This is a genomic window from Caulobacter sp. UNC358MFTsu5.1 (assembly GCF_000712075.1).
GTDB lineage: Bacteria > Pseudomonadota > Alphaproteobacteria > Caulobacterales > Caulobacteraceae > Caulobacter.
Map to the genome: position 1 here is coordinate 123,023 of NZ_JONW01000007.1, position 12,099 is coordinate 135,121.

9 protein-coding genes are annotated in these 12,099 nt (G+C 69.4%); 5 read left to right on the forward strand and 4 right to left on the reverse strand.

Going from position 1 to position 12,099, the window contains the following annotated elements:
• The first annotated feature begins 1,006 nt into the window (after positions 1-1,006).
• Complete coding sequence (locus BR39_RS0113305) at positions 1,007-2,647, forward strand: DUF5597 domain-containing protein (protein ID WP_029912590.1); 1,641 nt, start codon at positions 1,007-1,009, stop codon at positions 2,645-2,647.
• A gap of 182 nt (positions 2,648-2,829) precedes the next feature.
• On the forward strand, positions 2,830-4,620 hold the full coding sequence (locus tag BR39_RS0113310) for a polysaccharide lyase family protein (RefSeq protein ID WP_197026700.1): 1,791 nt from the start codon (positions 2,830-2,832) through the stop codon (positions 4,618-4,620).
• Positions 4,621-4,637: 17 nt separating this feature from the next.
• Here the strand turns inward: BR39_RS0113310 and ppk2 are convergent, their stop codons facing one another.
• The gene (ppk2, locus tag BR39_RS0113315; protein ID WP_081916760.1) at positions 4,638-5,489 is read right to left on the reverse strand and encodes a polyphosphate kinase 2; all 852 of its coding nucleotides are present in this window, start codon (positions 5,487-5,489) and stop codon (positions 4,638-4,640) included.
• Positions 5,490-5,500: 11 nt separating this feature from the next.
• Positions 5,501-6,763, reverse strand: coding sequence for a DUF4010 domain-containing protein (locus BR39_RS0113320; RefSeq protein WP_029912596.1), 1,263 nt, complete (start codon positions 6,761-6,763; stop codon positions 5,501-5,503).
• A 234-nt stretch (positions 6,764-6,997) separates the two neighbouring features.
• On the opposite strand from BR39_RS0113320, the gene BR39_RS0113325 reads away from it, so the two are divergent.
• From BR39_RS0113325 to mrdA, 3 genes are all read left to right on the forward strand, one after another.
• On the forward strand, positions 6,998-7,189 hold the full coding sequence (locus BR39_RS0113325; protein WP_029912599.1) for a hypothetical protein: 192 nt from the start codon (positions 6,998-7,000) through the stop codon (positions 7,187-7,189).
• A 181-nt stretch (positions 7,190-7,370) separates the two neighbouring features.
• Entirely contained in the window at positions 7,371-8,162 is a 792-nt protein-coding gene (locus BR39_RS26740) for a hypothetical protein (RefSeq protein ID WP_029912602.1), read from the forward strand.
• Between the two features lie 196 nt (positions 8,163-8,358).
• The gene (gene mrdA / locus BR39_RS0113335; RefSeq protein ID WP_029912605.1) at positions 8,359-10,341 is read left to right on the forward strand and encodes a penicillin-binding protein 2; all 1,983 of its coding nucleotides are present in this window, start codon (positions 8,359-8,361) and stop codon (positions 10,339-10,341) included.
• A gap of 160 nt (positions 10,342-10,501) precedes the next feature.
• Here the strand turns inward: mrdA and BR39_RS0113340 are convergent, their stop codons facing one another.
• Together BR39_RS0113340 and BR39_RS0113345 are read right to left on the reverse strand one after the other, a co-directional pair.
• Positions 10,502-10,969 carry a heme-degrading domain-containing protein gene (locus BR39_RS0113340; protein WP_029912608.1) on the reverse strand — a complete coding sequence of 156 codons (468 nt, stop codon included), beginning with the start codon at positions 10,967-10,969 and terminating at the stop codon, positions 10,502-10,504.
• Complete coding sequence (locus BR39_RS0113345; protein WP_029912611.1) at positions 10,966-12,003, reverse strand: oxidoreductase; 1,038 nt, start codon at positions 12,001-12,003, stop codon at positions 10,966-10,968. The genes BR39_RS0113340 and BR39_RS0113345 overlap by 4 nt, the downstream gene beginning before the upstream one ends.
• Positions 12,004-12,099: the final 96 nt, after the last annotated feature.

Sequence of the window (12,099 nt, forward strand, 5' to 3'; positions counted from 1 at the left end):
CCTCGTCGGCTGAACAAGCAGAGCCCCCGGTCGCGAGACCGGGGGCTTTTTGCTGGGCGGCTCGCGGCCACGGTCGGTCGCCGCGTCCTGCTCGGCGATTTCGGCGAAGGCGGCGGCCAGCATCTTCGTCAACCTGGCGCGGATCGCCCGGGCTCGCTCGGCGCGGCTGCGAGGAGCCAGCCACGGGCGAGGGTAGTCTTCGTGCGCGGCCGCCTTCTTCCAGACCTCGCGCCAAAAAGCTTGCACGCGCGCCGGCGTCCGTTCCGGATCGGGTTGGATGAGACCGGCCGCCAACCTGGCGCGGCGCTCGCGGGCGCGGGTCCGGGATCGGGGCATGGCTGCTCTCCTTTTCGGGCACGGCTTGGCCACTTCACGCGGAAAGCCGCTGAAGGTCGGGGAGGGCTGCGGAGCGTCGGGCCAGGCCCGGAAGCTTTTGTAGAAATACCGTTTCGACCAGGACCGACGCTCCGCGCGATCGTTGTCCGGGAGCGCCCGGCGATCGGCCCTGTTCGGACCTCGCCGGTCTTAGCCCCCGACGGGCGGGCCGGGCCCACGAAGCCCGGTCCCGGAACGCACGGATCACTCCGCGCCTGTCGCGCCGCCGACCCTCATCCAACGCCGTATCTGTGGACCACGCCCGGCCGGCACCAGATGGATGAGACGCGGCCCCTCACGAGACCGCCGCCGACGAGCACGCCCGCTCGACCGCCCCCCAAGGCCGCGAAGGTCGCAGGCCTTAGCGCCCTCCCCATCGCCTCGAGGTGGTCTGATTATGCGGCGGCGTGAGAGGGGGAGGATAAGTGATTTCGGAGCGTTGTTTTCGTTCAGGAAACACGCCGGGAAAGAGGGGGATAAGTTTTTCTTGGCGTATGTCCCGCCTGTCGTGAAGTGTAATATAATCTCAAAATATGACTTGACGATTTAATATGTGAGACTTTAGTCATTAGTGCGATAAATGGAGTCGCGCCTTGTGCGATCGGGCCAGGAAGCGGCGGGGCGGGATCGCATGAACCGGAAGAGCTTGACGGCCGTCCTCGTCGCCTTGGGCACCGCCGCGTCGTTCAACGCCGCCGCCCAGGACGCGCCGCATCTGAAACGGCAGGGTGAGGCCACCCAGCTGATCGTCGACGGCAGGCCCATGCTGATCCTGGGTGGCGAACTGGCCAATTCGACAGCCTCGGACCTCAAATACCTGAACGCCCAATGGCCGACGCTTAAGACCATCGGCCTGAATACCGTCGTAGCTCCGGTCGAGTGGGACCAGATCGAACCCAGCGAAGGCGTCTACGACTTCGCCCCGGTCGAGGGCCTGATCCAGCAGGCGCAGGCCAACCATATGAAGCTGGTGGTGTTGTGGTTCGGCGCCTGGAAGAATTCGATGTCCAGCTACGCGCCGCCCTACATCAAGCACGACTACAGGACCTATGCGCGGGCTCGGGACGACAAGGACGTGCCGCGCGACATTCTCAGCCCCTATGACCCCGACACCCTGAAGGCGGACCAGCGCGCGTTCGCCGCCCTGATGGCGCACATCAAGGCGTTCGACAAAAGCCACACCGTGGTCATGGTGCAGGTCGAGAACGAGATCGGCATGCTGCCGGTGGTCCGCGATTACGGCCCCCAGGCGCAGGCGGCGTTCGAAGGGTCCGTTCCCAAGGCGTTGATCGACTATCTGCGCCGGAACAAGGCGACGCTTCACCCCTATGTCCGCGACGCCTGGACCGCCAACGGCTCCAAGATCGCGGGAACCTGGTCGGAAGTCTTCGGCGACGGCGTCGAGGGCCAGCAGATCTTTCAGGCCTGGGGGTTCTCGGTCTTCGCCAATGACCTGACCAAGGCCGGCAAGGCGGCCTATGACCTGCCGATGTACGTCAATGTGGCGCTCAATCGTCCCGACCAGAAGCCGGGCCAATATCCCAGCGGCGGCCCGCTGCCGCATCTGTTCGACATCTGGAAGGCCGGCGGCCCCGCCATCGACCTGATCGGCCTGGACGCCTATTTCCCCGACTACGTCCACTGGGCCGACCAGTTCAAGCGGCCCGACAATCCGGTCTTCGTTCCGGAAGCCAATCGCGCCGGCCAGATCGACGCCGGCGGCAACGCCTTCTACACCCTGGGCGAACTGGACGGCATCGGCTTTGGCCCCTTCGCCATCGAGACCCTGGCCCATCCCGAAACCGATTCCCTGACCGACGCCTACCGGGTGCTGCGCCAGATCGCGCCGCTCGTCCTGGCCAACCAGGGCAAGGGCACGATGCGCGGTTTCAAGGCGCCGCTCAGCTACGAGGGCGTGGTGGACGAGACCCCACGCACCTTCGATCTGGGCGGCTATACGATCACCGCCTCCATGGTCGATTCCAGGACCCCCAAGGCCACTCAGACGATCGCCGCTCACGGCGGCCTGATCATCCAGACCGGCAAGGACGAGTTCCTGGTCGCCGGCCGTGGCGTGATCCTGCGTTTCGCCGACGCAGCCAAGTCCGGCGACCAGGTCGGCGTCGAGCAGATCGTCGATGGGGAGTTCGTCGATGGCCGATGGGTCGGCGGTCGCTGGCTGAACGGCGACGAAAGCGGCCAGGGCCGCTACCTGCGCCTGCCGCCGGACCGCTTCAGCATCCAGAAGCTGAAGGTCTATCGCTACCAATAGTCCGAAGGTCGCCGGGTCTGAGACGACTTCGCGCGACCTGTCCGAACGGAGCCAGCATGAAACGCCCGCGCCTTCGCTTATCGACCCAAGCCGTCGGTGTTCTCCTGGCCGTCGCGTGCGCGCTTGCTTCGAGCGCCGCCCTGGCCAACGTGCCAGGCGGCGGCGATGGCAAGGGTCCCGACGTGTCGGTCAAGGACGACGGCGACAGCCTTGTGCTCGACAACGGCGTCGTGGCGATCCGCATCGACAAGACGGACGCCTCGATCAGCCGCTTCACCTACAAGGGCCTGAACCTGTTCGAGGGCGGTCATGGCGGCGGCCGGTTCTACTGGAGCTGGAACACGCCCGCTTATGGCGGGCCGCGCGGAACCGCGACCCTGAGCGTCGATCCGGCGTCCAACCACGGCGACTATGCGGAGGTCCGGATCCACAGTCCGTGGTCGGGCCAGGCGACCGACGCGGCCATGGATGTCGACGTCTACTACAGCCTCCGGCGCGGCGCGCAGGGCTACTACGTCACCGCCAGACTGGACCACCCGGCATCATATCCCCGGACCGACGTCGGTGAATGGCGCTCCAACGCCTATGTCAGCCCGATCTTTGACTGGCTCAGCGTCGACGCCCTGCGCCAGCGAAAGATGCCGACCGTGCAGGATATGGCCGCCTCGATCCTCGTGCCGGGCGCGCCCAAGGAAGTGCGCCAACTGACCACGGGCGAGTATGCTGGCCAGTTCGAATGCAAATATTCCTACAGCGCCGACCTGGGCGACCTGAACGTCTGGGGCTGGAGCAGCACGACCAAGCGCTTGGGCATCTGGATGACCGTCCCCAGCCACGAATACTACAACGGCGGCCCCATGAAACGGGAGCTGACCGCGCACATGGACCACACGCTGCTCAACATGCTCAACGGCTCGCATTACAGCCAGGGCACGCAGCTTTCCATGGCGGCGGGCGTCTCGTTCAAGAAAACCTGGGGGCCGTACTTCGTCTACGCCAACAGCTACCGGGGCGCGGCGGACGACGCGTCGTCAAAGGTCGTCCAGGCGCTTTGGGCCGACGCCCAGGCGCAGGCGGCGGCCGAGCGGTCGGCCTGGCCCTACGGCTGGTTCAAGAGCGCCGACTACGTCCCGGAGTCCGGACGCGGCGCGGTTCGAGGGACCCTGACGGTGGACGACCGGGGCAAGCGGGCGACCAGCGCGGCGGGGGCCTGGATCGGCCTGGCGCCCGACGACCAGGGAACCGACTTCCAACTGCAGGGCCGGACCTACCAGTTCTGGGTCAAGACCGACGCTGACGGCCGCTTCAGCATCCCGCACGTGCTGCCCGGCGCCTACCATCTCTGGGCGTTCGGCGCGGGCGCCATCGGCGCCTTCCACAAGGCCGATGTGGAGGTCCGCCCTGGCCGCGCCCTGGATCTCGGCGCCCTGCGGTGGACCCCGTCGCGAACGGCCGACACGGTCTGGGAAATCGGCGTTCCCGACCGGGACTCCAAGGAGTTCCACGACGGCGCATTCAACTACACCCAGTGGGCGACCTACGCCGCAGCCCTGGCTGACGCCGACAAGGGACTGACCTACACGGTCGGCAAGGACGACTGGCGCAAGGATTGGAACTACGCGCAGTTCGGCTCGGCCCCGTGGACGATCAGGTTCTCACTGACCCAGACCCCCGCCGAGGCCGCCTCGCTGTACATCGCCCTGGCGTCCTCGGAGACCACCCTGGCGGTCAGCGTGAACGGAACGGAGGTAGGCCGCTACAAGGCTCCGCACCCCGATCACGCGCCCGTCCGCCTGGGCAGCCATGGTCCGTTCGCGGAAACCCGCATCGCCATCCCGCCCGGGGTGCTGAGGAAGGGCGCGAACACCATCGCTCTTTCGCAGGTCCTGGCGGAGGGCAAGACGGGAACCACCCAGTACGACTACCTCCGGCTAGAGGCCGCGGGCGCGCGATTGGCCGTCGGCCCGACCTAGCCGCTGGACCGCGGCGTTCAATACACCGCCGCCACCATCCGCCGTCCGACCAGGATGCTCTGGTCGTCGTACTTGTGCTTGTCCGAGCGCTTGGGCAGTTCGATCTTCGGGCGGTCGACGCGCTCGTAGGGCACCTGGGACAGGATGTGGGCGATGCCGTTGAGGCGGGCGCGCTTCTTGTCGTCCGAGCGCAGGATGTACCAGGGCGACTCCTCGCGGTCGGTGGCCGCCAGCATCTGGTCGCGGGCCCGGGAGTAGTCGTACCAGCGCGAATAGGACTCCACGTCCATCGGGCTCAGCTTCCACTGGCGCAGCGGGTCGTTGACCCGGGCGTGGAAGCGGCGGTCCTGCTCTTCCATCCCGACCTCCAGCCAGATCTTGATCAGGATGATGCCCGAGCCGACGATCCAGCGCTCGGCCGTGGGGCAGGCTTCCAGGAAGTCGCGGTGCTCGTCCTTCGAGCAGAAGCCCATCACGTATTCGACGCCGGCCCGGTTGTACCAGCTGCGGTCGAAGATCACGATCTCGCCGCCGGACGGGAAGTGGGCGATGTAGCGCTGCATGAACAGCTGGGTCTTCTCGCGCTCGCTGGGGGCGGGCAGGGCGGCCACGCGGAAGACGCGCGGACTGACCCGCTCGGTCAGGGCCTTGATGAAGCCGCCCTTGCCGGCCGCGTCGCGGCCTTCCAGCACGACGATCACCCGGGCGCCGGTCGCCTTGACCCAGTCCTGCAGGTGGCAGAGCCGGACCTGCAGCGTCTCCAGTTCCTCCAGATAGACCTTGTCCTTCATCTTCCCGGGCTTGCCGCCGGAAGCGCCGGGGGAGGTGTCCGAGGACTTGCCCTCGGCGGCGTGTTTCGCCTTGGCCATGGAAGTGCTCCTCAAGTGAAGACGTGACCGATCAGGGCGCCGGCCCAGGCGGCGACGGCCACCAGGACGACGCCGGGGGCCACCCGCAGGGCGAAGGCGCGACCGCCGCTGGTGGCGGCCACGACGATCTTGGTGACGGTGTTGGTGGTGAAGCCGGCCAGGATGGGGATGACGACCTCCGCGGGCTGCATCCGGCCGGTGGCCGCCAGCGAGGCGATCGAGATGGCCGGGGCGTGGGTGTCGACGAAGCCGGCGACGCCCGCCGCCAGGATCGCGCCGGTCTCGCCGAAGTTGGCGCGCAGGGCGGCCGAGGCCAGCAGGACGATCGACAGGGTCGCGGCGAAGACCAGAGCGCCGGTCAGGCTGAAGGCGCTGTCCGAGGTCTGCTCGTCCGGAGGCGGCGGCGTGCGCAGGGCCGCGACGGTGAAGATCGCGCCGTAGCCGCAGGCGGCCAGGCCGGCGCCGATCAGCGGGGCGGCCATGGCCTGGAGGGCGGCGGGGCTGGTGGCGCCCACGACGACGGCCATCTGCACCACGGTGGCGACGGTGGACAGCACCGCGCCGGCGACGGCCGAGGTCATGACCTTGGGGTCCTTGGCCGCCCGCGCGCCCATCGCCCCGATCGTCGCCGAGCTGGACACGAAGCCCGAGGCCAGGCCCGAGATCGGCAGGCCGAACCGGGCGCCCAGGATCCGGGTGGCCAGGTGCCCGGCCGCGCCGATCAGCAGCACCAGCACCACCAGCCGCCAGACGGACTTGGGATTGAGCGCCGCGTACGGACCCATCTGCTGGTCCGGCAGCAGCGGCATGATCACGATCAGGGCCGCGCCCAGGATCAGGGCCGAGCGCACCTCGTCCTCGGTCAGGACCGTGCGCACGAAGTGGTGCAGGCGCTTGCGGCTGGACAGCAGCAGGGCCGCGACGATGGCCACCGCCCCGGCGGCCGAGGGGGCCTTCATGGCCAGGGCGCCGGTCAGCACCGTCAGCAGGATCGCGAACTCGGTCGTCAGGCCGGGGCCGTCCCGGTCGCGGTTGAGCCAGTAGCTCAGGCCGGCCAGGGCGGCGACGGCGACGGCCAGGACCGACAGCAGGACCACGCCGCCGCAGACGACGGCCACCGCGCCGGCCAGGGCCGCGATGGAGAAGGTGCGCACGCCCGCGTCGGCCGGACCGGCGGGGTCGTCCAGGGCGCGCTCGCGTCCGGTCCCGATCAGCAGGCCCACGCCCAGGGCGACCAGAAGATTCAGCAGGGGCGCACCGGAGGCGTCTGGCAAGGCGTCTGACTCCCGAGCGCTTCCGGCCGGCTCGCCGGCGCTCGCCCGCGAGTGTTGTGCGCCATGGCCGGATCGGACAATCCGAAAAAACCCGAAGGCCCCGCGGGGTCGAACGGCGCCGTCCGTTTCGCGGCAGGCGTCCTAATTCGCGAGCTTTGCCGCTAGTTCTCACAAAGGTTGTGAATCGGCGGCTTCTGTGTCAACGTTTCTTCTCAACAAGGAATGGGGCGTTTCATGCGTATCTTCCTGTACATCGTGGCAATACTGATCTCGCTCGCCGTGACCGTGCTTCCCTGGATCCTGATCCAGCCGATCACCTTCGTCACCGTCCTGGTCTCCGTGGCGGGGCTGGCGGCGCTCGTCGTGTCGATCTGCGGACTGGTGCTGGGCTGGGGCATCAGCCTGAGGGTCGGCGGCAGCACCTGATCGCGTTTTCCCGCGTAGGCGGGGATGCAGAGCGGCCGCCGGATCGCTCCGACGGCCGTTTTGTCGGGCGCACGGCGGGGTCGTCGCCCCGCTGACGGCTCGCGAACGCCGCCCGCAGCTTGACCGCTGACAGCTCCAGGATCACGCTCGCCGTAGCCCTTGCCTTGGGGGAGGCGACGTCATGATCCTGAAATCCACGATCCGTGCGCTCTGCGTCTCGGCCGCTCTTGCGGCTGGGGCGGCCGGGGCGGCGCAAGCCCAATCCACGCCCAAGCCGGCCACGCCCAAGCCGGCCACGCCCAAGCCGGCCGCGTCCAATCCGGCGGCGCCCGATCCGGCCGTGCCGATGGTCCAGCGCACCGAGAAGCTGAAGCTGCAGGGGCGGCGCGGCGAGAGCCTGCTGCGGCCCGGCTACGCCGTGGGCGAGTACACCGGCTCGGCCAAGGCGGTGGGCAAGAGCGTCAAGGCCCTGGGGTCCTATTCCAAGGACAGCATGAAGGCGTCGTTCTCGGTCGCCGCGCCGGACTGGTCCGCGCCGGTCGAGGGCTCGTGCGAGGGCGGCCAAGGGCGGATCGGCCTGGGCTGGATCACCTTCGACCATGACGACCTGCTGTATGTCTGCACCTATTCGCAGGGCGGCGCGCCGCTGAAGGCGGCCATGAGCCTGGCGCTGTCGAAGGGCTCGTTCCTGGGCAATCTCAGCCAGCCGCAGCGGGCGGGCGAGCTGCAGTACCAGGGGATCACCCTGCGGGCCCAGACCAAGCGCCTGGGCGGCCTGCCGTTCGGCGGCGCGGGCCGGGGTGGGGTGATGGGCTATGTGATCACCCGCGACGGCGTCGAGGTGGGCGGGGTCGACTTCAACGGCCTGGCCCCGGTCTTCTACCTGCCGCCCAAGGGCGCGTCCGACCGCGACGCGGTGGCGGTGTTCGCCCTGACCCTGTTCAATTTCCAGGATCCCGGGCGTAACCTGTAAGGCCTGTTCCGGCCGGCCTTTCCGCCGTTCACGGAAATGTTCGCGCTCACCTCAAGCGGGGCCATTGACGGCGGCCCGCGCGGGCTCAATCTGGCGGCGGATCAACCCTAGCCTGCGGCCACCCCGACATCATGATTTCCCTGGCCGCCGCGACGCCGTCGCGCCGTCGATCGACGCCCCCAGCCGGGGCGGCGCGATGAGCGAACCGACGATCTTCTTCTCCGAGGTCAACGAGCGGCAGGGCATGTTCCACCGCCGGGCGTTCCTGATGGGCGGCCTGGCGGGCGCGGGCCTGCTGGCCCTGGGCGGGCGGCTGGCCCAGCTGCAGCTGATCGAGGCCCGTCGGTACCAGAAGCTGTCGGCCGGCAACCAGTTCAACTACCGCCTGGTCGCGCCGCCGCGCGGGGCGATCTACGACCGCAACGGCGTCGTGCTGGCGTCCAACCGCCCGAACTTCCGGCTGATGGTCAGCAAGGAGTCCAAGGACTTCGACGCCGGGGCCACCCTGGACGAGCTTGCCCTGCTGGTGCCCATCGACGGCACGCGCCGCGCCCGCCTGATCAAGGACATCGCCCGCGCGCCGAAGAAGGCCCCGGTGGCCGTGATGGAGGACATGACCTGGGAGGAGTTCTCGCGGGTCAACATCCGGGCCCCGGAGCTGCCCGGTGTCACGGCCGACATGGGCGAGGTTCGGGTCTATCCGTTCGGCGGCGCCTTCGCCCACGTGATCGGCTATGTCGCCAAGGTCTCGGACCGCGACCTGAAGAAGGCCGAGGCCGATCCCGGCCAGGACCAGGCCCTGCTGCACCATCCGGGCTTCCGGATCGGCAAGCTGGGGGTCGAGAAGGCGTTCGACGGGGCCCTGCGCGGCCAGGCCGGGGCCAACAAGGCCGAGGTCGACGCCCAGGGCCGCACGGTGCGCCTGGACCCCGAGGGCGACATCCCCGCCAAGGCCGGCGCCGACATCCGCCTGACCCTGGACGCCGACATCCAGAACCGGGCGCTGGAGGTGATGGGCGACGAGAGCGGGGCGATCGTGGTCATGGACTGCCGCACCGGCGACCTCCTGGCCATGGCCTCGGCCCCTAGCTTCGACGCCAACCGCTTCGTGAAGGGCCTGTCCGGTCCCGAGTACAGGGCCCTGGCCGAGTACGAGCGCAAGCCCCTGCTGGACAAGGTGATGACCGGCACCTATCCGCCGGGCTCGACCTTCAAGCCGACCGTGGCCATGGCGGCCCTGACGGCGGGCGTCGATCCGACCGAGCGGGTGCTGTGCACCGGCGGCTGGGCGTTCGGCGGCCGGGTCTGGCACTGCCACAAGAAGGGCGGCCACGGCGTGCAGGACATGCACGCGGCCATCAAGAACAGCTGCGACGTCTATTTCTACCAGATGGCCCTGCGCATCGGCCCCGACCCGATCGCCGCCGCGGCCAAGGCCTTCGGCTACGGCGGGACCTTCGACATCGGCATCCCCGGCCAGAAGAAGGGCCTGGTGGGCTCGCGCGACTGGAAGAAGACGACCTTCAAGCGCGACCCGGTCTGGCATCCCGGCGACAGCGTGCCGTACGGCATCGGCCAGGGCTACATCAACGTCAACGCCCTGCAGCTGGCGGTGATGACCGCGCGCCTGGCCAACGGCAAAAAGGCGCTGAACCCGCGCCTGGTGAAGTCGGTCGGCGGGGTCGAGCAGCCGCACGGCGACGCCGTGCCCGACCTGCCGTTCCCGCAGGAGCACCTGGAGATCGTCCGCGCCGGCATGGCGGCCGTGGCCAACGACCCGACCGGCGGCGCCTTCAAGCAGAGCCAGCTCGGCCTCGGCGACGTGAAGATGGCCGGCAAGACCGGCACGGCCCAGGTGCGCCAGTACGCGGCCGGGGCGTCGCGCAGCAACCAGGGCATCGCCTGGAAGCTGAAGGACCACAACCTGTTCATCGCCTTCGCGCCCTATGACGACCCGCGCTACGCCCTGTCGGTGATCATCGAGCACGGCGGCCAGTTCGGCTCCAGCGCCGCCGCGCCGAGGGCACGCGAGGTGATGCGGGTGGCGCTGCTGAAGGACCCGGAGATCCGGGCCAGGATCGAGCGGCCGATGCCGCTGCCGGAGGCTCCGGAGACGGACGTTGAAGAGGGCGACGCCGGGGCGGCGGATGCGCCGATCACGGTGGATCCGGAGGGGTGAGCCCTTTCCCTTTCAACCGCTCATCCCGGCGAATGCCGGGACCCAGAGCCTAGAGCCGGGTGGCTGATTGGAGGGGCTCGGCATTTTGGGTGTCAACCACACCGCCATTCCATCTGGGTCCCGGCATCCGCCGGGATGAGCGGAGTTTTGGGGCGGTGATCTAGCCCTTGAGCACCCGCTCCAGCACCTCGACCACCAGCCCGTGGTCCTCCACCTGCGGCAGGCCCGAGACGGTGATCGCGCCGATGCAGCCCAGGCCTTCCAGGCTGAGCGGGAAGCCGCCGCCGTGGGCGGCGTGGTCGCGGGGCGGGAGGCCGTAGCGTTCCTCCAGGGTCTCGCCGGAGGCCTTCAGCTTCAGGCCCACGGCCAGGGTGCTGGTCGCCAGGGTCAGGACGACGTTGCGCTTGCGGCGCACCCACTCGGCGTTGTCGGGACCCGCGCCCGGCAGGGCGGCGTGGAACAGCGGGCGGCCCGGCAGGCTGATGTCGATGGCCACCGGCGCCTGGCGGGCCAGGGCGGCGTCGCGCAGGGCGGTCCCCAGGGTCCAGGCGTCGTCCAGGGTGAAGCGCGGGAAGACCAGGGCCTTCTCCTGGGCGGCGATGGCGGCCAGCAGCTCGCTGTCCGTCACAGCGAAAGCTCGCGGCCTTCGGCGGCGCTGCGGGCGGCCAGGTCGATCAGTTCCATCACCGCCAGGGCCTCCTCGGGCGAGGCGGGGTTGGGGCCGTGGCCCGACAGGGCGTCGCGGATGGCGGCGTAGTAGGCCAGGTAGTCGCCCGGGACGCCCTGCACCACGCGGCTGGCGGTTCCCTCGCCGTCGGGGACGGTAAGGGTCCCGGGACGCGGATCGGCGCCCCAGCCTTCGGAGCCCGGGACGACGCCGGCCTTCAGGGCGTTCTCCTGCTCGTCCAGGCCCTCCTTGTGGAAGCTGGCCCTGGTCCCGTGCACGGCCATCCGCAGGCGCGAGTCGATCGTCATCTGGCTGGCGTGCAGCAGCACCCGCAGGCGCGGATAGCGCAGCACCAGGTGGAAGTAGTCGGGCGCCTGGCCGCCGTCCTTCTGGACCGCCAGGTCGGCGTAGACGGCGTCCGGCCGGCCGAACAGCTGCAGGGCCTGGTCGATCAGGTGCGGGCCCAGGTCCAGCAGCACGCCCGCGCCCGGCTTCTCGCGCCAGCGGTCGCGGACCACCGGGCGGTGGCGGTCGAAATGGCTCTCGTACTGCACGATGTCGCCCAGCGTCCCGTCGGCGATCAGGGCCTTCAGGGTGAGGAAGTCGCTGTCCCAGCGCCGGTTGTGGAAGATGCTCAGCAGCTTGCCGGCCCGCCGGGCGTGGTCGGCGACCGCGCGGGCCTCGTCCAGGGTGACCGCGAACGGCTTGTCGATGACCACGGCCTTGCCGGCGTCCAGGGCCGCGTGGGCCTGGGCCGCGTGCAGCGGGTCGGGGGTGGCGATGACGATCAGGTCGATCTCGGCGTCGGCCAGGGCGGCGTCGAGGTCGGGCGCGACCTTCACGTTCGGATGGTCGGCATGGACCTTGGCCGGGTCGCTGGAGACCACGGTGTGCAGCAGCAGGCCGGGCGTGGCGGCGATCAGCGGGGCGTGGAAGACCTTGCCGACGAAGCCGTAGCCGACCAGGGCGACCTTGAAGGGGAGGGGAGAGGACATGGGAGTCGTTATACCCTCTCCCATGGGGAGAGGGAGGGGCCCATTGCGGAGCAATGGGAGGGTGAGGGGGTAAGGGGTCGGACGGCGTGCCGGCAG

Bases quoted from the DNA above. Each gene is read 5' to 3' on its own strand.
- BR39_RS0113345 (WP_029912611.1), bottom strand. From the start codon at position 12,003: ATGTCCTCTCCCCTCCCCTTCAAGGTCGCCCTGGTCGGCTACGGCTTC.
- BR39_RS0113305 (WP_029912590.1), top strand. From the start codon at position 1,007: ATGAACCGGAAGAGCTTGACGGCCGTCCTCGTCGCCTTGGGCACCGCC.
- ppk2 (WP_081916760.1), bottom strand. From the start codon at position 5,489: ATGGCCAAGGCGAAACACGCCGCCGAGGGCAAGTCCTCGGACACCTCC.
- BR39_RS26740 (WP_029912602.1), top strand. From the start codon at position 7,371: ATGATCCTGAAATCCACGATCCGTGCGCTCTGCGTCTCGGCCGCTCTT.
- mrdA (WP_029912605.1), top strand. From the start codon at position 8,359: ATGAGCGAACCGACGATCTTCTTCTCCGAGGTCAACGAGCGGCAGGGC.
- BR39_RS0113325 (WP_029912599.1), top strand. From the start codon at position 6,998: ATGCGTATCTTCCTGTACATCGTGGCAATACTGATCTCGCTCGCCGTG.